This window comes from Brevundimonas sp., assembly GCF_044336875.1.
Lineage (GTDB): Bacteria > Pseudomonadota > Alphaproteobacteria > Caulobacterales > Caulobacteraceae > Brevundimonas.
Genome location: NZ_JBIIOP010000001.1, coordinates 122,217 through 142,598 on the forward strand (window position 1 = coordinate 122,217; position 20,382 = coordinate 142,598).

23 protein-coding genes are annotated in these 20,382 nt (G+C 67.5%); 5 read left to right on the forward strand and 18 right to left on the reverse strand.

The genetic code is table 11. The features are described 5' to 3' along the window. Nucleotides 1–9: 9 nt before the first annotated feature. The 3 genes from ACIQ1T_RS00635 to ACIQ1T_RS00645 are packed head-to-tail and all read right to left on the reverse strand — an operon-like array spanning nucleotide 10 to nucleotide 2,995. Complete coding sequence (locus ACIQ1T_RS00635; RefSeq protein WP_395943100.1) at nucleotides 10–1,050, reverse strand: sensor histidine kinase; 1,041 nt, start codon at nucleotides 1,048–1,050, stop codon at nucleotides 10–12. Beyond that, nucleotides 1,047–1,448, reverse strand: a complete 402-nt coding sequence (locus ACIQ1T_RS00640) for a response regulator (RefSeq protein WP_395943101.1) — start codon at nucleotides 1,446–1,448, stop codon at nucleotides 1,047–1,049. Before ACIQ1T_RS00640 ends, ACIQ1T_RS00635 begins: the two co-directional genes overlap by 4 nt. A gap of 20 nt (nucleotides 1,449–1,468) precedes the next feature. Further along, nucleotides 1,469–2,995: a CHASE3 domain-containing protein gene (locus ACIQ1T_RS00645; RefSeq protein WP_395942556.1), complete on the reverse strand. Its 1,527-nt coding sequence runs from the start codon at nucleotides 2,993–2,995 to the stop codon at nucleotides 1,469–1,471. A gap of 133 nt (nucleotides 2,996–3,128) precedes the next feature. Here ACIQ1T_RS00645 and ACIQ1T_RS00650 point away from each other — a divergent pair, with 133 nt between their 5' ends. Next, entirely contained in the window at nucleotides 3,129–3,845 is a 717-nt protein-coding gene (locus ACIQ1T_RS00650) for a hypothetical protein (protein WP_395942557.1), read from the forward strand. Nucleotides 3,846–3,913: 68 nt separating this feature from the next. Here the strand turns inward: ACIQ1T_RS00650 and flhA are convergent, their stop codons facing one another. The 7 genes from flhA to fliF form a co-directional block, all read right to left on the reverse strand. Continuing rightward, complete coding sequence (flhA, locus tag ACIQ1T_RS00655; protein WP_395943102.1) at nucleotides 3,914–6,010, reverse strand: flagellar biosynthesis protein FlhA; 2,097 nt, start codon at nucleotides 6,008–6,010, stop codon at nucleotides 3,914–3,916. A gap of 7 nt (nucleotides 6,011–6,017) precedes the next feature. Next, complete coding sequence (bla, locus tag ACIQ1T_RS00660; RefSeq protein ID WP_395942558.1) at nucleotides 6,018–6,902, reverse strand: class A beta-lactamase; 885 nt, start codon at nucleotides 6,900–6,902, stop codon at nucleotides 6,018–6,020. A 14-nt stretch (nucleotides 6,903–6,916) separates the two neighbouring features. Further along, the gene (locus tag ACIQ1T_RS00665; RefSeq protein ID WP_395942559.1) at nucleotides 6,917–8,335 is read right to left on the reverse strand and encodes a sigma-54 interaction domain-containing protein; all 1,419 of its coding nucleotides are present in this window, start codon (nucleotides 8,333–8,335) and stop codon (nucleotides 6,917–6,919) included. A gap of 74 nt (nucleotides 8,336–8,409) precedes the next feature. After that, the gene (gene fliN / locus ACIQ1T_RS00670; protein ID WP_395942560.1) at nucleotides 8,410–8,742 is read right to left on the reverse strand and encodes a flagellar motor switch protein FliN; all 333 of its coding nucleotides are present in this window, start codon (nucleotides 8,740–8,742) and stop codon (nucleotides 8,410–8,412) included. Next, nucleotides 8,742–9,389 (reverse strand): flagellar assembly protein FlbE, encoded by a 648-nt coding sequence (locus ACIQ1T_RS00675; RefSeq protein WP_395942561.1) that lies wholly within the window; start codon nucleotides 9,387–9,389, stop codon nucleotides 8,742–8,744. Before ACIQ1T_RS00675 ends, fliN begins: the two co-directional genes overlap by 1 nt. Before the next feature lies 1 nt (nucleotide 9,390). After that, nucleotides 9,391–10,425, reverse strand: a complete 1,035-nt coding sequence (gene fliG, locus ACIQ1T_RS00680; RefSeq protein WP_395942562.1) for a flagellar motor switch protein FliG — start codon at nucleotides 10,423–10,425, stop codon at nucleotides 9,391–9,393. Further along, on the reverse strand, nucleotides 10,425–12,062 hold the full coding sequence (gene fliF / locus ACIQ1T_RS00685) for a flagellar basal-body MS-ring/collar protein FliF (RefSeq protein ID WP_395942563.1): 1,638 nt from the start codon (nucleotides 12,060–12,062) through the stop codon (nucleotides 10,425–10,427). The genes fliG and fliF overlap by 1 nt, the downstream gene beginning before the upstream one ends. Nucleotides 12,063–12,285: 223 nt before the next feature. Here fliF and ACIQ1T_RS00690 point away from each other — a divergent pair, with 223 nt between their 5' ends. After that, the gene (locus tag ACIQ1T_RS00690; RefSeq protein WP_395942564.1) at nucleotides 12,286–12,411 is read left to right on the forward strand and encodes a hypothetical protein; all 126 of its coding nucleotides are present in this window, start codon (nucleotides 12,286–12,288) and stop codon (nucleotides 12,409–12,411) included. A 167-nt stretch (nucleotides 12,412–12,578) separates the two neighbouring features. On the opposite strand, the gene ACIQ1T_RS00695 is transcribed toward ACIQ1T_RS00690, so the two are convergent. The 4 genes from ACIQ1T_RS00695 to ACIQ1T_RS00710 all read right to left on the reverse strand — a co-directional run bounded on the left by ACIQ1T_RS00695 (nucleotide 12,579) and on the right by ACIQ1T_RS00710 (nucleotide 15,932). Beyond that, a complete protein-coding gene (locus ACIQ1T_RS00695; RefSeq protein ID WP_395942565.1) occupies nucleotides 12,579–13,661 on the reverse strand; it encodes a Glu/Leu/Phe/Val dehydrogenase in 1,083 nt (360 codons plus the stop codon). 258 nt (nucleotides 13,662–13,919) lie between these two features. Beyond that, a complete protein-coding gene (locus ACIQ1T_RS00700) occupies nucleotides 13,920–14,993 on the reverse strand; it encodes an alpha/beta fold hydrolase (RefSeq protein WP_395942566.1) in 1,074 nt (357 codons plus the stop codon). A gap of 17 nt (nucleotides 14,994–15,010) precedes the next feature. Beyond that, the gene (locus tag ACIQ1T_RS00705; RefSeq protein WP_395942567.1) at nucleotides 15,011–15,637 is read right to left on the reverse strand and encodes a uracil-DNA glycosylase family protein; all 627 of its coding nucleotides are present in this window, start codon (nucleotides 15,635–15,637) and stop codon (nucleotides 15,011–15,013) included. Continuing rightward, a complete protein-coding gene (locus ACIQ1T_RS00710) occupies nucleotides 15,627–15,932 on the reverse strand; it encodes a DUF3253 domain-containing protein (protein ID WP_395942568.1) in 306 nt (101 codons plus the stop codon). Before ACIQ1T_RS00710 ends, ACIQ1T_RS00705 begins: the two co-directional genes overlap by 11 nt. 47 nt (nucleotides 15,933–15,979) lie before the next feature. Here ACIQ1T_RS00710 and ACIQ1T_RS00715 point away from each other — a divergent pair, with 47 nt between their 5' ends. After that, on the forward strand, nucleotides 15,980–16,411 hold the full coding sequence (locus ACIQ1T_RS00715; protein WP_395942569.1) for a PaaI family thioesterase: 432 nt from the start codon (nucleotides 15,980–15,982) through the stop codon (nucleotides 16,409–16,411). On the opposite strand, the gene ACIQ1T_RS00720 is transcribed toward ACIQ1T_RS00715, so the two are convergent. The 4 genes from ACIQ1T_RS00720 to ACIQ1T_RS00735 are packed head-to-tail and all read right to left on the reverse strand — an operon-like array spanning nucleotide 16,412 to nucleotide 19,046. Beyond that, nucleotides 16,412–16,786 (reverse strand): type II toxin-antitoxin system VapC family toxin, encoded by a 375-nt coding sequence (locus ACIQ1T_RS00720; RefSeq protein WP_395942570.1) that lies wholly within the window; start codon nucleotides 16,784–16,786, stop codon nucleotides 16,412–16,414. It lies immediately after the preceding gene. Beyond that, nucleotides 16,783–17,094 (reverse strand): type II toxin-antitoxin system Phd/YefM family antitoxin, encoded by a 312-nt coding sequence (locus tag ACIQ1T_RS00725; RefSeq protein WP_395942571.1) that lies wholly within the window; start codon nucleotides 17,092–17,094, stop codon nucleotides 16,783–16,785. Before ACIQ1T_RS00725 ends, ACIQ1T_RS00720 begins: the two co-directional genes overlap by 4 nt. A gap of 35 nt (nucleotides 17,095–17,129) precedes the next feature. Then, the gene (locus ACIQ1T_RS00730) at nucleotides 17,130–17,744 is read right to left on the reverse strand and encodes a glutathione S-transferase family protein (protein WP_395942572.1); all 615 of its coding nucleotides are present in this window, start codon (nucleotides 17,742–17,744) and stop codon (nucleotides 17,130–17,132) included. Nucleotides 17,745–17,774: 30 nt separating this feature from the next. Next, nucleotides 17,775–19,046 carry a NupC/NupG family nucleoside CNT transporter gene (locus ACIQ1T_RS00735; RefSeq protein WP_395942573.1) on the reverse strand — a complete coding sequence of 424 codons (1,272 nt, stop codon included), beginning with the start codon at nucleotides 19,044–19,046 and terminating at the stop codon, nucleotides 17,775–17,777. Between the two features lie 171 nt (nucleotides 19,047–19,217). Between ACIQ1T_RS00735 and ACIQ1T_RS00740 the strand changes: the two genes are divergently transcribed. Further along, entirely contained in the window at nucleotides 19,218–19,760 is a 543-nt protein-coding gene (locus ACIQ1T_RS00740) for a sigma-70 family RNA polymerase sigma factor (RefSeq protein WP_395942574.1), read from the forward strand. Continuing rightward, complete coding sequence (locus ACIQ1T_RS00745) at nucleotides 19,750–20,382, forward strand: NrsF family protein (protein ID WP_395942575.1); 633 nt, start codon at nucleotides 19,750–19,752, stop codon at nucleotides 20,380–20,382. Before ACIQ1T_RS00740 ends, ACIQ1T_RS00745 begins: the two co-directional genes overlap by 11 nt.

Consider the following 20,382-nt stretch of genomic DNA (forward strand, 5'->3'; position numbering starts at 1 on the left):
AAACAGACCCTAGAGGTCGAAGGCCAGCTTGGCGCGCACGCCCTTGTGGGCCGTGTCGAACTCGACGGCCGAACGCAGGCCCGAGGCCATGGCCGAGATGATCTTGCCGCCCAGGCCGGTGCCCTTGGGCGCGCCGTCGCCCATGCCGGGGCCGTCGTCCTCGACCGTCAGTATGGCGCGGTCTTCGCCCTCGGGGTGCAGGCGGATGCGGATCTCGCCCCCCTGGCCCGGCTCATAGGCGTATTTGACGGCGTTGGTGACCAGTTCGGCGACCACCACGCCCAGGGACACGGCCTGGTCGGTGGAGACCCACATCGGGGCGGCGTCGACGACCAGACGGGGCGATCCCTCGCCGGGCCCGACCGACTTGGACAGTTCGTCCATCAGCCCGACCAGATATTCGTCCATGGCCACACGGCTCATGTCGCCAGAGGCGTAGAGGCGGCGGTGGACATGGGCCACGGCCTCGATCCGGGCCTGGGATTCCCGCAAGGCCTCGCGCGCGCCCTCGTCGGTCATGTGGCGCATCTGCAGCGACATGAAGCTGGACACCAGCTGCAGCGAATTGCCGACGCGGTGATTGACCTCGCGCAGCATGGCCTCGGCGCGGTCGCGGGCCAGGCGGATCTCTTCCTGGGCGACCTGGTTCTCGCGCTCCAGCCGGCGACGCAGCAGGGCGTCTTCCAGGGCCGAGCGCAGCAGGGCGGTGAAGTCCTCCGACACGTCCTTGATCACATAGTCGGCCGCGCCCGCACGAAGGGCCGCCACGGCGATCCGCCCTTCCTGGGCGCCCGTCACATAGACGACCGGCGGCGGCGCCGTCAGGGCCATGATGTCGGGCAGGACGTCCAGGCCGTCGCGGGCCGGCATATAGTGGTCCAGGGCGCAGACGTCGTACTGGTTAGCCGCCAGCAGTTCGAGACCCGCGTCCCCATCGGGGGCGCAGGTGACGGCGTAACCGTGCCGGCTCAGCTCCTTCTCGACCAGCCGCGACAGGCCGCGGTCGTCGTCGATATAGAGCAGGCGAATGACGCCCGAGGTCTCGATCAGTCGATCTCCGGAGCCTGCATCACCGACAGGAACAGGCCCAGCTGGCGAATGGCGCCGGCGAAGGATTCATAGTCCACCGGCTTGGTGATGTAGACATTGCAGCCCAGATCGTAGCAGCGCTGGATCTCGACCTTGTCGTCCGTGGTGGTCAGAACCACGACCGGCGCGCGCTTCAGACGGTCGTCGCCCTTCACCCGCTCCAATATGTCGGTTCCCGACATATCCGGCAGGTTGAGATCCAGCAGGATCAACAGCGGACCATTTGCCAGGATCTCCGGGCTGAACAGATAGTCCAGCGCCGCGCCGCCTTCATCGAAATGCTTGATTTCGTTGTTAATATTGGCGCGGCGGATATTTTTCTCGATCAGCTTGGCGTGACCGTGGTCGTCCTCGACCATGATGATTTTGACGGCTTGCGTCACAGTACGCCTCCGGGTTCCGACACGATCAGTCGTTTGGGGAATTTCAGAAGGAAAGTCGAGCCCTTGCCAAGCTCGGACTCGACATCGATCGTGCCGCCGATACGGCGAACGCTGTTGCGCACGAATGCGAGACCCAGCCCCTCCCCGGTCCGGTCTTGCCGGCCCGACCGACGGAACAACTCGAAGATGCGTTCGTGGTCACGCGGCGCGATGCCGCGGCCGTTGTCGGCGACGCGATAGACGACCCAGCCGCCCGGCACGTCCTCACCCGAGACGACGATCTCGCCCGTCCGGCCCACATCCAGATATTTGACGGCGTTGTCGACCAGATTGCCCAGAATCTGCTCCATCGACAGACGGTCGCTCTCGATCGACGGCAGGGGCTCCACCACGATCGCCGCACCGGACGCCTCGGTCTGGTGGTGGACGCTGTCGGCGATGTTCTGGGCCATGGCGGTCATGTCCAGGGTCTCGGGCAGCAGGTTGCGGCGGCCCTCGCGCGACAGTTTCAGAATGGCGTTGATCAGCCGGTCCATCTTCTCGGTCGAGGCGCGGATGAAGCCGATGGCCTCGGGCATGTCCTCGCGCACGGCCGTCAGAACGTCCGCCGGCACCTCGCGCTTGGTCTCGGCCTCCCGGATCGCCGCATCGACCACCCTGCCGGCCTGTTCCAGTTCGGAGGTGTAGCCCATGACATTGACCAAAGGCGCGCGCAGGTCATGGCTGACGATATAGGCGAACCGCTGGATTTCCTCGTTGGCGCGGGTCAGGGCGCCGGTGCGGTCGCGGACCGTGTCTTCCAGCCCGGCGTTGACCCGGTCCACCTCCATCCGCGCGCGCTGGATTTCGGCCACGTAGCGGCGGACCATCCAGGCCGACAGCAGGGCCAGAACCAGGACCAGCAGGCCGGTGATGGCGTTCATGACCACCGTCAGGAAGGCGGACCGTTCCGACGCCCCGGTCCGTTCCGCGATCCGCGACGACTTGAGACTGTCGAAGTCGGCGATGGCGACGCGCAGTTCGTCCATGTAGCGCTTTCCCTCGCCGGAACGGACCGACTGGATGGACTGGCCGATACGCCCCGCCCGCGCCAGGGTCAGGGTGTTCTCCATCTCCCGCAGCTTGAGATCCGCGATGCGGTGGATGCGCTGCACCGGCTCGGCAAGGCTGGGGTCCAGCGCCGCCCCCTCGTCGAGGAAGGCTACGGCAGGCCGCAGTTCGCCGCGCGCCGCCTCGAAAGGCGCGAGAAAATCGTCGCGGCCCGTCAGCAGGAAGCCACGCTGCGCCGTCTCGGCGTCCAGCATGGCGATCAGGATGGTGCGCGCCTCGCGGCGCATCCGCTGGGCATGTTCGATCGTGTCGTTCACCGCCGCCGTGCGCTGGATCATCACGAAGGTCGTGACATTGGCGACCAGCAGCAGGACGAAGGCCGCCGTCAGCAGGGCGGTGATCGACCGCACCAGCGACGGCGTGCGCACGAAGTCGCTGAAACGCGACCAGTTCTGGCTTGGGCGAGAGATCATGGCGGGGAGCATTAGCGGCGCAGTGGCCTGCGTCAAACGCCTGTTCGACGAAACCTGCGGCTGTTTCGCGGCTTCTGGTTAATATGGTCAGGCTTGAGCCCCTCCGGGGCCGGCCGCAAACAGGAGCGGGACGATGATCTGGTGGTGGTGGATTCTGCCGGCGGCGGTCGCCTTGATCGGCCTCATGGTCTTGATACGGGGGCTGCGGGCCCTGTTCGGCGGCAAGCCTGTACGGGGGGTCGCGGGCGCCGTCTTCGGCGGCGGGGCGATCTGGCTGGCGTCCCTGGCGGCCCTGTTCGGCATGAACGTACAGACCTATGGCCGCCTGACCTATGAAAGGCCGGTCGCCACCCTGGCCCTGCGCCAGCTCGGACCGCAGTATTACGAGGTCAATCTGATCCAGCCGGCACGTCCGGGCCAGACCCAGGCGGCCGCCGCCCTCTACCCCGTCCATGGCGACGACTGGCGCATCGAGGCCCAGGTCTTGAAGTGGAAACCCTGGGCCAATGTCCTGGGCCTGGATTCCCAGTACCGGCTGGATCGGCTGTCAGGGCGCTATCGGTCGATCGAACAGGAACTCCACGGCGAACGCAGCGCCTATAATCTGGCCGCCGTCGAGGCCAACGCCCGCAATGGCGCCATTCCGTTCAAGGTCGAGGCCTGGGACGCGATCCGCCGCTATCGCCCCTATATCGACGCCGCCGACACCCTGTACGGCTCGGCCGCCTATATGCCGATGGCCGACGGCGCCCGTTACGAGGTCTGGATCACCCAGTCGGGCCTGGTCGCCCGGCCCGCCAACGCCGTCGCCCGCAACGCCTCGGCCGGCGGCTGGACGGTGGCGAATTAAGCCCAAAATCGGGTCTCCTCCCCGCTTCGCGCGGAGGAGACAACAGCCTTATCGGGAACCCAAGAAACTCAAACCTGCCCCAGGGTGCGCAGCTTGGCGCGGGGATGGATTTCGTTCTGGCTCATCACCACGGTCTGTCCGCGGAAACGTTCGATGATCGAGCGGACATAGGGGCGGGTCTGGGGCCCGGTCAGCAGGACGGGGTTCTCGCCCGACATGGCGATCCGTTCGAAGGTGTCGCGAACGGCGCGGATGAAGTCCTGCAGGCGCGACGGCGCCATGGCCAGTTGCTTGTCCTCGCCGCCGCCGACCAGGCTCTCGGCGAAGGCGCTCTCCCATTCCGGCGACAGGGTGACGATCGGCAGGGCGCCGTCGCCGCCCTGGTGCTGCCAGCACAGCTGGCGGGCCAGGCGGGCGCGGACGTGTTCGACCAGGGTGGTGACGCTGGTGCTGTGCGGCGCGGCCTCGGCCAGGCCTTCCAGAATGGCCGGCAGGTCGCGGATCGACACCTTCTCGCGCAGCAGGGCCTGAAGGACGCGCTGCAGGGTGGTGACGGTGACCACGGTCGGGACCAGTTCCTCGACCAGCTTCTTCTCCTCGGTCCCCAGCTCCTTCAGCAGCTTCTGCACCTCGCCGTAGGAGAGCAGGTCCGCCATGTTTTCCTTCAGGATCTCGGTCAGGTGGGTCGTCAGCACCGTCGAGGGATCGACCAGGGTGTAGCCGTGGAAGGTGGCTTCCTCGCGCAGGTTCTCGTTGATCCAGGTGGCGGGCAGACCGAAGGCCGGTTCGCGCATGTGTTCGCCGGGCAGTTCGACCTGACGGCCGGCGGGATCCATCGCCATCAGGTGGCCCAGACGCACCTCGCCGGCCCCGGCGTCCATCTCCTTGATGCGGATCGAATAGCCCTGGGTCGGCAGGCGCATGTTGTCGAGGATGCGCACCTGCGGCATCACGAAGCCGTATTCCTGGGCCAGCGAGCGGCGCAGGGCCTTGATCTGGTCGGTCAGGCGCCGGCCTTCCAGGTCGTTGATCAGGCTGAGCAGCGAATAGCCCAGCTCGATCTTGACCTCGTCGATGGTCAGGACGTTGGAGATCGGCTCCTCGACCTCCTCCCTGGGCTGGGCGCTGGCGGCGGCGATCTCGGCCTCGGTCGGCTGGGGCCTCAGCCGGTTGCGGCCCAGGCGCCAGGCCATGAAGCCCGAACCGATGGCCAGGGCCGCGAAGGGGATCAGCGGCATTCCGGGGATCAGGCCGATCAGGCCGGCGGCGCCCGACACGACGCCCAGGGACACGGGGTTGGTGGCCAGCTGGGTCACCATGGCCTTGTCGGCCGTGCCCTCGACGCCCGCCTTCGACACCAGGAAGCCGGCGGCGATCGAGATGATGATGGCCGGCACCTGGGTCACCAGGCCGTCGCCGATGGTCAGCTGGACATAGGTGTTGGCCGCGTCCATCGCCGGCATGCCATGCTGCAGCGTGCCGATCAGAATGCCGCCGATGGCGTTGATGAAGGTGATGATCAGGCCGGCCACGGCGTCGCCGCGCACGAATTTGGATGCGCCGTCCATGGCGCCGAAGAAGGTCGATTCCTGCTCCAGCTCCTTACGGCGCAGCTTGGCCTGGTCCTCGGTGATCAGGCCCGACGACAGGTCGGCGTCGATGGCCATCTGCTTGCCCGGCATGGAGTCCAGGGTGAAGCGGGCCGAGACTTCGGCGATCCGGGTCGACCCCTTGGTGATGACGACGAAGTTCACCACCAGGATGATGGCGAAGATGATCACCCCGATGATGAAATTGCCGCCCATCATCAGCTGGCCGAAGGCGTTGATCACCTGACCGGCGCTGTCGTGGCCTTCCTGGCCGTGCGTCAGGATCAGGCGCGTCGAGGCCAGGTTCAGGCCCAGGCGGAACAGGGTCGAGACCAGCAGCACGGTCGGGAAGATGGCGAAGTCCAGCGGCCGCTTCATCATCACGGCCGTCATCAGGATCAGCACGCTGGACACCAGCGAGATCGCCAGCAGCAGGTCCAGAAGCATCTTCGGGACCGGCAAGATCAGCAGCATGATCACGCCGATCACGCCGACCGCCATCAGCACTTCGCCGCGGTTGACCCAACCCAGGACGTCGCGCCCGGTGGGGCGCGCCATGCCGTCCTTCATCATCATCGGCGTATCAGTCACGGCCCAGCGCCTTCAGGGCCCGGCGGGTCGCCTCGGCGATCACGGCGTCGCGCTGGTCGTCGGTGGCCTCGGTCGCGCCGGTGAAATAGGCGGCGACGATGACCGGCGAACCGGTCAGCGGCGTCAGCATGCCGATGTCGTTGGTCGCGCCGTTGGCGCCGGTCCCCGTCTTGTGCGCGACGGTCCAGCCTTCCGGAACCCCGGCCTTGATCCGGTTAGGACCGGTCGGCGAGGCCGTCAGCCAGCCGTGCAGCAGGGCGTCGTTGTCCGGCGTCAGCCTTTCGCTGAAGGCCATCTCGCGGATATTGGCCAGGGTCTGCTCCGGCAGGCAGGTGTCGCGCGGATCGTCAGGCAGGGCGGTGTTCAGGTCCGGCTCCAGACGCGAGATCAGGGTGGTGGTGTCGCCGAAGATCGGCCACCACTGACGCCATACGGCGATTCCGCCCATTTCGCGGATCAGGATATTGGCGGCCGGATTGTCGCTGAGCTCGACGGTCGCCTGCATCAGTTCGCGGATCGTCAAAGTGCGGCCGACGGCCTTTTCCGTCGTCGGCGCATGGGGGATCATGTCGGCCGGAGTGATCCGGACGGGCCGGTCCAGCTGTTCCTCGTTCCGCTGCACCCGTTCCAGGGTGGCGGCGGCCAGAAAGGCCTTGAAGGTCGAGCAGAAGGGAAACCGCTCCTGGCCGCGCCACAGGACGCGCCGTCCGGTTCCGACGTCCAGGGCGGCGAGGCCCAGCCGGCCGCCGTGACGCGCCTCGAGGTCGGGCAGGAAGAAATCGGCTTCCTTCTCGACCGGGGTCTTGGTCTGGCTGCGCGGCGAACAGGCGGCCAGGCTCAGGCCCAGCCCGCCCGCGATCAACGCCCTGCGATCCACGCCGCCGCTCATGTTCAGGCCGCGTAGCCCGAGGCCGAGACGCCCGACTGGGGCGCCGGAATGGCCGCGCCCTCGTCGGCGTATTCGTTCAGCTTGTTGCGCAGGGTGCGGATCGAGATGCCCAGGATGTTGGCCGCATGGGTGCGATTGCCCAGGCAGTGGGTCAGGGTGTCCAGAATCAGGGTCTTTTCCATCGCCGCCACTGTCTGGCCCACGAAGCTGCGGGTCACCGCGTCGGCCGCCTGGGCCGCGCGGGCGGCCACGCCGCCGCCATAGGGATTTTCAAGTCCGGTGGAGGCGACGCCGGTCATGCCCGACACCGGCGTCAGCGGCTGGCCGTCCGGCAGGCGGATGGCGTCGACGTCGATTTCCGGGCCGGTGGCCAGCAGCACCGCGCGGTGCATGGCGTTTTCCAGCTCGCGGACGTTGCCGGGCCAGCGGTGGGCGCCGATGGCCTGACGCGCCTGGGTCGAGATCGGGCGAACCGGCACGCCGTTGGCGGCGGCGTATTTCTTGATGAAGTGATCGGCCAGAACGCCGATGTCGCCCGGACGCTCGCGCAGGGACGGCAGGCGCAGGTTCACGACGTTCAGACGGTACAGCAGGTCTTCACGGAACGTGCCCTCCGACACGGCGCGGGCCAGGTCGCGGTTGGACGTCGCGATGATGCGGATATTGACCGAGACCGGCTTGGAGCCGCCGACGCGGTCGATGACCCGCTCCTGGATGGCGCGCAGCAGCTTGGCCTGCAGGCGGGCGTCCATCTCCGAGATTTCGTCCAGCAGCAGGGTGCCGCCGTCGGCCTCCTCGAACTTGCCGATCCGGCGCGCGACGGCGCCGGTGAAGGCGCCCTTCTCGTGCCCGAACAGTTCGGATTCCAGCAGATTGTCCGGAATGGCGGCGCAGTTGACGCTGATGAAGGGCCGTTCCGACCGGCGCGAATGCTCGTGCAGGTAACGCGCCATCACCTCCTTGCCGACGCCGCTTTCGCCGGTGATCAGGATCGAGGCTTCCGAACGTGCGACCTGGTCCGCCAGCTGCAGCACCGCCTTCATCGACGGATCGGCCGAGATCATCGGCTTCTCGTCGTCCGCCACGGCCGACAGGACGGCGGCGATCAGTTCGGCGTCGGGCGGAAGCGGGATGAACTCCTTGGCCCCAGCCTTGATCGCAGCGGCGGCCTCGCGTGCATCGGCGTCGACGCCGAAGGCCACGACCGGGACCGTGATCCGCTCGTTCTCGTTCGCGGCGATCAGGGCGGCGATGTCGAGCTGATAGTCGACCATCAGCAGGTCGGCCCCCTGCCCGCGTCGCAGTTGCTCGGTCGCCTGATCCGCACGCTCGACGTGATTGACCTTGGCGCCGTGCGCCATGGCCATCTTCACCGCCGAAGCGAGCTGTCCGCTCAGTCTGCCTACCACCAGAAGACGCATCGTTCTTCTCCTCTAATCTCTGTTTCGAACGCGTCGCCCCGCTTCCCAGCAAGACGCGATTTCTACGAAATCGCTCAGGCGCCGCTGTCCTCGGTCTTGATGATTTCCGTCATGGTCACGCCCAGCCGGTCGTCGACGACGACGACCTCGCCACGCGCGATCAGGCGGTTGTTGACGAAGATGTCGATCGCCTCGCCGACCTTGCGGTCCAGCTCCAGCACCGAACCCTTGTTGAGCTTCAGCAGTTGGGCCACCGACATGTGCGACTTGCCCAGCACGGCCGAGATATTGACCGGCACCTCGAAGACGGTGGCCAGGTCGGCGGCGGTCTTGTCGCCGTGATCGTCGGCGATGTTCAGGGCGTTGGAGTCCGAGAACTCCTCAAGCGAAAGGTCGTCGGAAGCCATCAGAAATCACTCCTGTCGACGGAAATAGGGGGTTCGGCGTGACCGGCCTCGGCGGCCAGGGCGGCGGTCAGGGCCTCGGTCACGCGCTGGGCCGAGCCGCTCGGATCGTGGTCGGCGCGGCCGTCGGCCCATTCCAGCTGGAAGGCGGCGAAGCCCATGCCGGGTTCGTCGCGGAACGCCACGACCCCGGTGAAGCCGCTGTCGGCGCAGGCCTGTTCGATCTGGGCCCGGACCTCCTCGTCCAGGCCGGCGGCGCGCACGACCAGACGGGGCGAGGCGTCGATCTCCTGGGCCAGCGTCTCCAGCGCGGCGCGCAAGGGTGCCTGGGGGAAACGATCCAGCGCGGCTCCGCCGATGGCGCGGGCGGCGGCGACCGCCAGATCGGCCGACTGTTCGCGATGCGCCTGGGCCAAGTTGCGCAGGGACGGCAGGGCCGCCGCCACGCCCTGGGCGATATTGCTCAGGGCCATGGCGCGGATGTTCTCCACCTCGGCCAGCGCCTGCTGCCGGGCCTCCAGCCGCGCCGTCGCCAGCATGGCCTCGACCTCGGCGGGCAGATAGCTGCGCTTGGCCGGCTTCCAGGCGCCCGGGCGCACCACCGTGCCGTTGGCGTCGAACTCGGTATCGAAGGCGAAGGGGGTGCTCATGTCAGTAGATCAGCTCGTCGTCGGTGCCCTGGCCGGCCAGCATGATGTCGCCGCGTGCGGCCAGATCCTTGGCGACCTGCACCATGGCCATCTGGGCCGCATCGACGTCCTTCAGACGCACCGGCCCCATCGACTCCATGTCCTCGCGCATGATCTTGGACGCGCGTTCGGACATGTTGGAGAAGAACATCTCGCGCAGGCCTTCCGACGCCCCCTTCATGGCCAGGCCCAGGGCGTCCTTGTCGACGGCGCGCAGCAGGGTCTGGACGCCGCCCGGATCCAGCTTGGACAGGTCCTCGAACACGAACATCAGGGCGCGGATGCGCTCGGCCGACTCGCGGTTCCGCTCTTCCAGGGCGCCGATGAAACGGGCCTCGGTCTGGCGATCGAAGCTGTTGAAGATATCGGCCATCATCTCGTGGCTGTCGCGCTTGGAGGTGCGCGCCAGGTTCGACATGAATTCGGTGCGCAGCGTCGCCTCGATCTTGTCCAGGATCTCGCGCTGCACCGGCTCCATGCGCAGCATCCGCTGCACGCATTCCAGCGCGAAGTCCTCGGGCAGGCTGGTCAGGACGCGGGCGGCGTGGTCGGACCGCACCTTGGACAGGATGACGGCGACGGTCTGGGGATATTCGTTCTTCAGATAGTTGGCGAGGACCGCCTCGTTCACATTGCCCAGCTTGTCCCACATGGTGCGGCCGGCCGGACCGCGGATCTCCTCCATCAGGCCGTCGACGCGATCCTTGGGCAGGAAGGCGGCCAGCAGCTTCTGGGTCTGTTCGTAGCTGCCCATGACCGAGCCCGAGCCGGCCAGGCCGGACACGAATTCGATCATCAGGGCCTCGACCGCATCGGCGGTCACATTGCCCAGGGTCGCCATGGCCTGGGAGATTTCCTTGACCTCCTCGTCGTCCAGGCGCTCCCACAGGGCGGTGTGTTCCTCGCCCAGGGCCAGCAGGATGACGGCGGCCTTCTCCGGCCCCGTCAGCTTGTTGGGGTCTTCGATCGCCTGTTTCTTGTTGACGAGCTTGGCCATCAGCCTTCCGCCACCCAGGTGCGCAGGATGCCGGCGGCTTCATCCGGATGGGCCTGGACGAAATCCGCGACCTTCTTGACCGAAGAAGCCTTCACCTGGCCCTCGATGCGGGCGATGTCGATCTTCTGGTCCATCTCGGTCGGGGCGGGCAACTGCACCAGCTGCGGCTGACCGTCGGCGCCGATGACCGTGGTCGTCACCGTCGTGACCGGCGTACCGTCGGACGCGATCAGGGCCGGGCTGGCCGGTCCGCCGGCGGCCGTCTTCAGCAGCGGACGCAGGACGAAGAAGATCAGCAGCAGGGCGACCACGGCCAGGATGCCCAGCTCGACGAACCGCATGATGTCGTTCTTGGAGAAGTCCAGCAGCGAAGACTTGCCGTCCAGGCCCCCGGCGATTCCGGTGTCGTGATTGAAGCGGACGTTGATGACTTCGATCTTGTCGCCGCGGGTCTCGTCGATGCCGGCGGCGGCGGCGACCAGCGACTTGATCTGGGCGATCTCCTGGGCCGAGCGCGGCGCATAGGTCGCCTCGCCCTTGCCGTCGGCGGCGGGCGTCCACTTGCCGTCCACCGCAACGGCGACGGCCAGCTTCTTCACTTCGCCCGGTTCGCGGGTCGTGGTCGTGGTGGTCTTCGAGATTTCGTAGTTGGTCGTCTCCGCATTCTCTGCGGAAGTGGCGGCTGCGGGCGTGGTCGCGGGCGGCGCGCCGCCGGGGATGTTGTTGGTCGCGGTGACGCCGCCGTTCTGCTGGCCCGTCGTGTCCGACGACTGCGAGCCGTTGGTGGTGGTCGAACGCACGACCTGACCATCCGGATCGAACTTCTCTTCCTGGGTGGTGGCGCGGCTCTGATCGATATCGGCCGTGACCTGGACCCGCGCGGCGCCGATGCCGACCACGCCCTCGACGATATCCTTGATGCGCGCCTGGAGCTGGGCCTCGGTATTGCCCTTGGCCTCTGCGGCGGAAGCCGACGAGAAGGTCCCGTCGTCGCTGCCGGCCGCCAGGGTGCGATTGTTCTGGTCGGCGACGGTGACGCGGTCAGGCTTCAGGTTCGGCACGGACGAGGCCACCAGATTGCGGATCGCCCGCACCTGGTCCGCGCTCAGGTCGCGGCCGCCCAGCCCCACCAGAACGGCGGCGGTCGGATCCCCGGCGGCGGCGGTGAACATCTCGCGGCGCGGCATGGTGATGTGGACGCGGGCGGCGGTGATGCCGCGCATCGACATGATGGTGCGCGACAGCTCGCCCTGCAGGGCCCGCTGTTCGTTCAGTTGCTGCTGGAACTCGGTCTGGCCCAGCACCGACTGGTTGTCGAAGATTTCGTAGCCGACCGAGCCCGAGGTCACGAGCCCCTTCTCGGCCACCAGCATCCGGGCGGTGCCGACGTCGTCGCGATTGACCATCACGGTCGAGCCGTCGCCCTTGGAGGTGTATTTGATGCCCGCCTGATCCAGGGCGGCGGTGATCTCGCCCGCCTCGCGCAGATCCAGGTTGGAATAGAGCAGCGCATCGGGCGCCTGGCCCACACGCAGCATGACGGCGACCAGCACGGCGGTCACGCCTGCGGCGACGCCGAGGACCGCAGCCAGACGACCGATCCCGAACTTCTGCAACGCCGCCGTAAAGCCGCCCACGCGTTCCCGCCCCAAACTCGCGGGAGACACTGACGCCCCGCTAGGCAGAAAATGCCGCCTGGTTGGTAAACGTGGCGTTAAGAGACGTTTACGGAATCGCCGCCGGTCCACGGGCTGAAAGCCGAACGCCGTTCGCGGGGATGTGATCGAACGTGAGAGAACTTCGGTCGCGACTCGGGATTATCTCCGTACACGGCCCCCGCAGAGGGGCATGGAGGAAACGATGACCATCTGGAATCCCGACCGCCGCCCCCGACAGGCGGACGCCGTCTACGCCACGCTGGGCTATACCGCCGCCGCCATTCTCTCGATCGGCGCATGGGTCGTCCTCGCCAGCTTCATGGGCTGACATCCGACCGATCGGACACGACAAATCGTCCTTAAGGCGTTCGCCCTACGCCGCCGTTAAACAGATTTGCACCCCGATCCGGTCTTATGCGGACGGGGACTGCGGCGGCGACTGATCATTCCCACCCCAAACGCAGGTTGGTCGCCGCCGCCTATTTTTTCAGCGCTTCAGGCCGCCTCGCGGCGCTCCTCGCCGGCTGCGGAAATGCGCGCCTCGGCGATGGCGTCGGCGATCTCGTGGGTAGGACGGGCTTCTGTCGCCGACCGCTCCAGGATTTCCTCGAAAGTGTCGATCAGGCGGGCCAGCTTGGTCTCGACCCAGGCCGCGTCGAAACCCGTCTTCAGCTGACGCGCGCGCATCTCGCCGGCCACATTGATGATGCCGCCGCCGTTGACGACATAGTCCGGCGCATACAGCACGCCGCGCTCGAACAGGATCCGGCCGATCTCCGGCGTGGCCAGCTGGTTGTTCGCCGCGCCGACCACCGCCTTGGCGCCGATCCGGTCCAGGGTCTGCAGGTTCAGCGTCGCCCCCAGGGCGCAGGGCGCATAGATGTCGGCCTTGACGTCATAGATGGCGTCCGGGGCGACGATCTCGCCGCCGGTGCGGGCCGCGACCTCGGCTAAAGTCGCCGTGTTCACATCGGTCAGCACCAGTTTGGCGCCGGCGGCGGCCATCTTGTCGGCCAGATAGCCGCCGACATGGCCCACGCCCTGGACCGCTATGGTCAGGCCGGTCAGGTCGTCCTGTTTCCACAGACGCCGCGCGACGGCCAGGGTCGAGCGATAGACGCCCTCGGCCGTGACCGGGCTGGGATCGCCCGAGGCTTCCGGACCGTCCTTAAGGCCCAGGACCCGCGTCGTCTCCTTGCGCGCCTCGGCGATGTCGGACACCGACACGCCCACGTCCTCGGCGGCGTAATAGATCCCGCCCAGCGTATCGACGGCGCGACCGAAGGCGCGGAACAGTTCGGGCGTCTTCTGGGTGCGGGCGTCGCCGATGATGACCGACTTGCCGCCGCCCATCTCCAGATCCGCGACGGCGTTCTTGTAGCTCATGCCCTTGGACAGGCGCAGCACGTCCTCCAGGGCTTCCGCCGAGGAGCCGTAGTTCCACATCCGCGTGCCGCCGACGGCCGGACCGCGCGCGGTCGAGTGGACGGCGACGATCGCCTTGAGGCCGGTTTTCTCGTCGAAGAAGGCGTGAACACCCTCATGATTCGCGAAAGACGGAGAATCGAACAGCGTCATGCCCACGATAGGCGCTCCCTGGGTGAGATTATTGCGCGCCTGATAGGCCCGAGCATTGCGGCGATCAAGCGGCATTGTCTGGCATGATCTTCTCCCTCCCCGCCCCGGGGAGGGTCGTCGCGCCAGCGACGGGGTGGGGGCGGCCGGCACGGCCGCATCCGCCTGACAGGAGACAGATCCGTGGGACGTCGCCTGCCCTCCCCACCCGACTTCGGCTTCGCCTCAGCCACCCTCCCCGTCCCGGGGAGGGAAAACCTGTCAACGCCCCGCCTTCTCCAGCTGCGGCAGCACCGCCGGCGCCCCCGATGGCAGGGCCGCCTTCGGATCGCGCAGCCACGAGACCACGTCACGATAGACGACCTCTGCGTCCAGATCCCGGTTCAGCAGATGCCAGCCGTTCGGATACCAGGCGGTTCGCAGCGTCCCGCCCTCGCGCTCGGCCCGCTCCAGGGCCAGTTTCATCGGCCCCTTCTTCACCACCTCGTCATGAGCGCCGTACATCAGGATGGCGTCGCCCCGGATCCGGCCCAGGCTGCGCGACGAGGTCTCCATCAGATCGACCAGCCCATAGACCGTGTCGAACCGGGTCGCGAGAATACTCATCGGATCGCGCCCGTTGCGGACCAGTTCCAGCGTATTGGACGAGGCGTGGATGTCGCGGGTGATGAACTCGGGCGGCTCCAGCGCCACATCGCCAAGAGCCCGCGCGGCGATGTTCAGCGCCGTGCTGTTGAGCGGCCCCTGGGTCGACCAGCCCCAGACTCCCGGCGCCAACAGGATCACCCGATCCGCATCCGGCGGATTGTCCGAGCCGAAGGCGGCGGCCGTCACCGATCCGCCCATGCTCTCGCCCACCACGGCGATGACGGCGTCGGGATGGCGGGTGCGGGCCAGGGCCGTGATCTCGCGCAGGTCGTCGGTCATCCGCCGCTCGCCGGCCCAGACGCCCCGCCCCGGCGCCGCGCCGAAGCCGCGCTGATCATAGGACCAGGTCTCGATCCCCTGCTCGGCCCACCACGGCCCGGCCAGGCGGAAGCTGGCGTCGTGGTCGTTCATGCCGTGCAGGGCCACGATCACCGCCCAGGGCTGCTGTTCCTTCGGCCCCCACCGCAGATAGGGCAGTCGCGCCCCGTCCGACATGACCAGAACCTGATCCTGCACATTCGGCCCGGCGAACCCGGCAGGCGGCGTCAAGGGCGGCTGGATATGGGGTGCGGCGCAGGCCGACAGGGCGAGCGCGGCGAAGACCGGGACAATCCTTTTCCGCTCATCCCGGCGAAAGCCGGGACCCAGGGCTTTGGGCGAAAGACGCCTGAGAAAATTCTTAGCCATTCGTCCCACGCACGGCCTCACGAAAGAACTGGGGCCCGGCTTTCGCCGGGATGAGCGGGTTTTAGTATCGAGCACACCCGTTCCCTCAGATACGGGACCACCTCGCCCTCGAACCAGGGGTTCTTCCTCAGCCAGGCGGTGTTGCGCCAGGACGGATGCGGCAGCACCAGCAGGTCGGGCGCATAGTCCCGCCACGCCCGCACCGTCTCGGTCATGTTCCGTTTCGCCCGTTCGCCCAGCGCCCAGGCCTGAGCGTAGCCGCCGACCAGCAGGGTCAGTTGCATCCGCGGAAGGGCGTCCAGCAACTGCGGGCGCCACAGGTCGGCGCACCGTGTCGGCGGCGGATAGTCCCCGCCCTTCGGCGCCGTGCCCGGATAGCAGAAGGCCTGGGCCGCCACCCCGATGCGGTGATCCGCATAGAAGGTCGCATAGTCCACGCCCATCCAGTCGCGCAGCCGGTCGCCCGACGGATCGGTGAACGGCAGGCCGCTCTCATGCACCCGCCGGCCCGGCGCCTGGCCGCAGATCAGCAGCCGCGTCTCGGGAAAGACCCGCACCACCGGTCGCGGCGTATGCGGCAGCACGCCCGCGCAGGCGCGGCAGGCGCGGATGTCGCTCAGAACCTCGTCGAGGTCAGTCGTCATCACCCTCGTCGACAACCGGCGGACGACGGCTAAGCGCCAGGGCGGTCTCTTCCTGGGTCGGCTGACGCAGGCGCGTCACCCCCCGGAAATTGTCCGGATCGACCGGCTTGCCCTTCTTGGTGATGGTCAGCCTGCCCTGACGCATCAGGCCCAGGGCCGTGGCCCGGACCTTGGGCAGCATGCGCTGCCACTGCTCGGGCTGTAGCGCTTTGGCCACTTCGGCCGGCTCAATGCTCTTGCCGGGGCCGATGGAGGACAGTTTGTCCAGGATTGCGGTTTCGATCGGATCGCTCATTGGGCCTATATGCTGCACCGCGAGACCAGAAGTAAGGCCCTGTCAGCATGCCGAAGAAAATCACCATCACCGAAGGCGAGTTCGCCGGCTGGCAGACCTACGACCTGCACGACACCTTCGACGTGGTGGTCGGTCCCTTCTACGGCAAGCTGGATCCCGACGGTTCGATGCGCTGCGCCTTCCGCGCCGAGCAGAAACACATGAACGCCGGCCACCGGATGCACGGCGGTTGCCTGATGACCTTCGCCGACATCGCCATGTTCCAGATCGCCTATCAGGAGATGGAAGGCGCCTCGGGCGTGACGGTCCAGCTGGACTCCACCTTCATCGACGGCGGCTATGTCGGCGAACTGATCGAGGCCACGGGCCAGGTGACCAAGGCGGGTAAGAGCCTGATCTTCGTGCGTGGCCAGATCACCACTGGCGAACGCCTGCTGATGACCTTCTCGGGGGTGATCCGCAAGTTCACGCCGCGGTGATCAAGTCAGAAGTAGCGGCACGTCGTAGGCGGAGAGGGCGTGATCGCCAGTGACCAGCACCATCCGCTCCTCCAGGGCCTGCGCCACCAGCAGCCGGTCGAACGGGTCAGTGTGCAACACGGGCAGCCGGGCGACCCGCCAGGCGTGAGATGCGCTTACGGGCAGGAACCGGACCTGCCGCTCCAGATCGCCCAGCATCTGGTCATCGAAGGCCAGCCGTCCTCTGGCCGTCTTCGACGCGATTTCCAGCAGAGACGCTGTGCTGACGACCAACTCATTGCCCCTGTCAGCCAGGGCCGTCAGCACCTCCGGCCGGAGACGCTGACGCCAGCCCGTCATCCAGACCACTACATTGGTGTCGAGCAGCAGCTTCACTTGCCGTCGAACGGCCTCGGCGCTTCGGCGACACGTGCGTGGCCCGCGTTTACCTCCACGCCATAGAGTCGATCAAGCATGGCCTCGTCGAACTCCGCCTCTTCCCAGGCGTCGTCCAGGATGACGCGCCCCTGGTACTTATCGAACGCAGCCATGCGGTCGTCGCCGTCTTGCGTCGCCGTGATCGGCTCCAGCCGCACCAAGGGCTTGCCCGCCTTGGCGATGACGACAGCCTCGCCCGCCAGGGCGCGTTCGATCAGTTTCGACAGCGTCGTCTTGGCTTCGTGGATATTCGCGGTGACGGCCATGTCGATAAGCTAACCTAGCTAACCTCGATTTTCAATCAGGCCCCCGCCTTCGCCGCCGGACGCGCGTGGCAGGTCTCCATCCAGCGGGCCAGGTTCTCCAGTTCGGCCGGCGGGCGGTATTTGATCAGCCGGCCGAAATCGAGGCCTACCACGGCGACGATGTCGGCGATGGTGAAGCGGTCGGCGATGAACTCCCGCTCCGCCAGCCGGCGGTCCAGGGTCTTCATGAATTTCTCGGCGCCGCCGCGATTGTATTCCGCGACCTGGGGCTGAGGCGCCTCGAGCGCCGCCAGGGCCGGATGGCTGAACCGCACGGTCAGCATCATCGGATTGGCCAGATAGATTTCGCAGCGGCGCATCCACATCTCGATCAGGGCCTGTTCCTTCGGGTCGCGGCCGAACAGGTTCGGCTCGGGATGCAGGGCCTCCAGATAGCGGCAGATGGCGATGGATTCCGTCAGGCTGGTCCCGTCGTCCAGTTCCAGGCCCGGCACATGGGGCACGCCGAACCTGGCGCGGTAATCCGCCGTGCGGTGCTCGCCCGCCATGATGTCGACCTCGACGATCTCGACGTCCTCGATCCCCTTCTCGGCCATGACCCAGCGGACACGGCGCGGATTGGGCGCGCGGTGCGAGGCGTAGAGTTTCATGCGGCGTCTCCCTTTTTGCGGGAGACGCTACTAGCCGAAGACGGCGGCGGGCAAGGCGCCGACGATGGCGGCGCTCATGGCCGTGGCCATGAAGCCGGCGAACAGGGCCTTCCAGATCAGGCCCAGAACCTCCTCGCGGCGCTCGGGCATCAGCACCGACAGGCCGGTCACCGTGATGCCGACCGAGCCGATGTTGGCGAAGCCGCAGAGCGCATAGGTCATCAGCATGCGGGTGCGTTCGCTCATCTCTCCGACCGGGATCTTGCCCAGGTCGATGAAGGCGACGAATTCGGTCAGGGTCAGTTTGACCCCCAACAGCCAGCCCGCCTTGCCCGCCTCGGACGCATCGACGCCGATCAGCCAGGCCAGGGGCGTCAGCAGGACGCCCAGGATCCGCTCGACCGTCAGCGGCTCGCCGAAGACGACGAAGCCGCCCAGCATGACATTGACCAGGGCCACCAGGGCCACGAAGACGATCAGCACGGCCGAGATGTTCAGCACCACCATCAGGCCGTCGGACGTGCCCTTGGAGATGGCGTCGATGGCGCTGTCGTACTTCAGCGCCGAGTCGTAGCTGATCGACTGGATGGCTTCCTTGTTGGGCTCCGGCACCATGATCCGGGCCAGTAGCACGCCCGCCGGGGCCGAGACGATGGAGGCCACCAGGACGTGGCCGGCGGCGTTGGGCAGGGTCTGCGACAGGATGCTGGCGTAGGCCACCATGGTCGAACCGGCGACGGTGGCCAGGCCGACCGTCATCATCAGGAAGATCTCGGACCGGCTCAGCTTGTCCAGATAGGCCTTGATGACGATGGGGCTCTCGATCGTGCCCAGGAAGATGTTGGCCGCCACCGCCAGGGCCGAGGCGCCCCCCAGGCCCATGGTGCGCTGGAACAGCACGCCGAAGCCGCGGATCAGCCACTTCAGGATCTTCCAGTGCCACAACAGGGCCGACAGGGCCGAGATCACCATGATCAGCGGCAGGACGTTGAAGGCGAAGGTGAACAGGGCGCCGTCGTTCTGGACCACATAGGGCTGGTCGCCGCCGCCCAGATAGCCGAACACGAACCGCGTCCCCTGGGCCGTCGCCACCGCCAGGCCGTCGATCGCGCCGGTCACCGCCGTCAGGACCGTGCGTGATCCGGGAATGGCGAACAGGGCCAGCACCAGGCCCGCCTGGACCAGTATGGCGCCGATGGCCAGTTTCCACGGGAAGTCCCGCCGGTTCTCCGACAGCGCCCAGCAGACGGCGACGATGACGACCAGGCCGAACAGGCTCTGGAGGTTCAGCAGACTGAACATGAAAGACGCATCCCTGCCCGGCCCGCGCCGGTCTCACTCCGCTTCAAGGACAAAGTGACGCAACAGGCAAGGGGCGGGCGTTCAGGACCGTGGCAAAGGCGCGAGATATTCGTCGTCGATCGGTGCGACGCCGTGTAACCCTTCGGCCGTCCGGCGCGAATGGAACAGGGCGTGGTCGACAGGGAAGCCGAGCTTAAACGTCTGATGCTGCGGGGTCTCGACGGCGACCCTGTGGCCTGGCGCGCCCTGCTGACCGAATTGCGCGGCGCCCTGACCGCCTTTTTCAAACGCCGTCTGACCGGCGCCGAGGCCGATGTGGAGGATCTCGTGCAGGACTGCCTGATCGCCATTCACGCCAAGCGCGCCACCTACGACCGGTCGCAGCCCTTCACGGCCTGGGCCTACGCCATCGCGCGCTACAAGCTGATCGACCATTTCCGCCGCCAGGGCCGTCGCAACGACGTGCCGCTGGAGGAGGCCTCGGTTCTGCTGGCCGAACACAGCGTCGAGGACGGCGCCGTGCGGCGCGACCTGAAGAAGGTCCTGTCCATCTTGCCGCTTCGCCAGCGCCGGCTGATCGAGGACGTCCGTATCGGCGGCTACAGCCTGGCCGAGGCCGGCGCCCGCAACGGTTTCACAGAGGGCGCGGCCAAGGTCAGCGTCCACCGCAGCCTGAAGACCCTGAGCGCCAGCGTATCGACCGATGAAGACTGACGACCTGATCGACGCCCTGGCGGCGGGCGTGGAGCCCGTCCGCCCCGCCCGCCCCAGCGCCCCGCTGCTGGCCGGCGCCGGCGCGGCCGCCGTCCTGGCCGTCGTCCTGATTCTGGGCGTGCGCCCCGACCTCCATCAGGCCATGCAGGGGCCGGCGATGTGGATGAAGGCCCTCTACACCGCCGCACTGGCCGCCGCCGCCCTGTGGCTTGCGACGCTTCTGGGACGACCCGGCGTGCGCGCGACCCCGGCCCTGATCGCCGTGGCCGTGGTCGCGGGCGTCGCCGTCCTGTGGGGCGGAATGGAGATGATGACCACGCCGGCCGACCAGCGGATGGCGCACTGGATGGGCCGCAGTTCTTCGGTCTGCGGCCTCAACATCCTGATGGCCAGCCTGTTCGCCGCCCCGCTTGTCTTCCTGTCGGCGCGACGACTGGCGCCGACGCGGCCGACGGCGGCCGGCGCGGCCCTGGGCCTGGCCGCCGGCGCCATCGCGGCGACGGCCTATGGCCTGCACTGCGCGGAGGAGACGGCCGCCTTCGTGGCCACCTGGTACACGCTGGGCGTCGCCGCTGCGGGCCTGATCGGCGCCGCAGTCGGCCGCTTCGCCCTGCGCTGGTAG

Excerpts from the sequence above, each read along its gene's own strand:
- ACIQ1T_RS00650 (WP_395942557.1), top strand. The coding sequence starts at position 3,129 with ATGATCTGGTGGTGGTGGATTCTGCCGGCGGCGGTCGCCTTGATCGGC.
- ACIQ1T_RS00665 (WP_395942559.1), bottom strand. The coding sequence starts at position 8,335 with ATGCGTCTTCTGGTGGTAGGCAGACTGAGCGGACAGCTCGCTTCGGCG.
- ACIQ1T_RS00745 (WP_395942575.1), top strand. The coding sequence starts at position 19,750 with ATGAAGACTGACGACCTGATCGACGCCCTGGCGGCGGGCGTGGAGCCC.
- ACIQ1T_RS00735 (WP_395942573.1), bottom strand. The coding sequence starts at position 19,046 with ATGTTCAGTCTGCTGAACCTCCAGAGCCTGTTCGGCCTGGTCGTCATC.
- ACIQ1T_RS00730 (WP_395942572.1), bottom strand. The coding sequence starts at position 17,744 with ATGAAACTCTACGCCTCGCACCGCGCGCCCAATCCGCGCCGTGTCCGC.
- ACIQ1T_RS00645 (WP_395942556.1), bottom strand. The coding sequence starts at position 2,995 with ATGATCTCTCGCCCAAGCCAGAACTGGTCGCGTTTCAGCGACTTCGTG.
- ACIQ1T_RS00710 (WP_395942568.1), bottom strand. The coding sequence starts at position 15,932 with ATGAGCGATCCGATCGAAACCGCAATCCTGGACAAACTGTCCTCCATC.
- fliN (WP_395942560.1), bottom strand. The coding sequence starts at position 8,742 with ATGGCTTCCGACGACCTTTCGCTTGAGGAGTTCTCGGACTCCAACGCC.
- ACIQ1T_RS00675 (WP_395942561.1), bottom strand. The coding sequence starts at position 9,389 with ATGAGCACCCCCTTCGCCTTCGATACCGAGTTCGACGCCAACGGCACG.
- ACIQ1T_RS00725 (WP_395942571.1), bottom strand. The coding sequence starts at position 17,094 with ATGGCCGTCACCGCGAATATCCACGAAGCCAAGACGACGCTGTCGAAA.
- ACIQ1T_RS00695 (WP_395942565.1), bottom strand. The coding sequence starts at position 13,661 with ATGACGCTGTTCGATTCTCCGTCTTTCGCGAATCATGAGGGTGTTCAC.
- ACIQ1T_RS00715 (WP_395942569.1), top strand. The coding sequence starts at position 15,980 with ATGCCGAAGAAAATCACCATCACCGAAGGCGAGTTCGCCGGCTGGCAG.
- flhA (WP_395943102.1), bottom strand. The coding sequence starts at position 6,010 with ATGATGATGAAGGACGGCATGGCGCGCCCCACCGGGCGCGACGTCCTG.
- ACIQ1T_RS00690 (WP_395942564.1), top strand. The coding sequence starts at position 12,286 with ATGACCATCTGGAATCCCGACCGCCGCCCCCGACAGGCGGACGCCGTC.
- fliG (WP_395942562.1), bottom strand. The coding sequence starts at position 10,425 with ATGGCCAAGCTCGTCAACAAGAAACAGGCGATCGAAGACCCCAACAAG.
- ACIQ1T_RS00700 (WP_395942566.1), bottom strand. The coding sequence starts at position 14,993 with ATGGCTAAGAATTTTCTCAGGCGTCTTTCGCCCAAAGCCCTGGGTCCC.
- ACIQ1T_RS00640 (WP_395943101.1), bottom strand. The coding sequence starts at position 1,448 with ATGGTCGAGGACGACCACGGTCACGCCAAGCTGATCGAGAAAAATATC.
- ACIQ1T_RS00705 (WP_395942567.1), bottom strand. The coding sequence starts at position 15,637 with ATGACGACTGACCTCGACGAGGTTCTGAGCGACATCCGCGCCTGCCGC.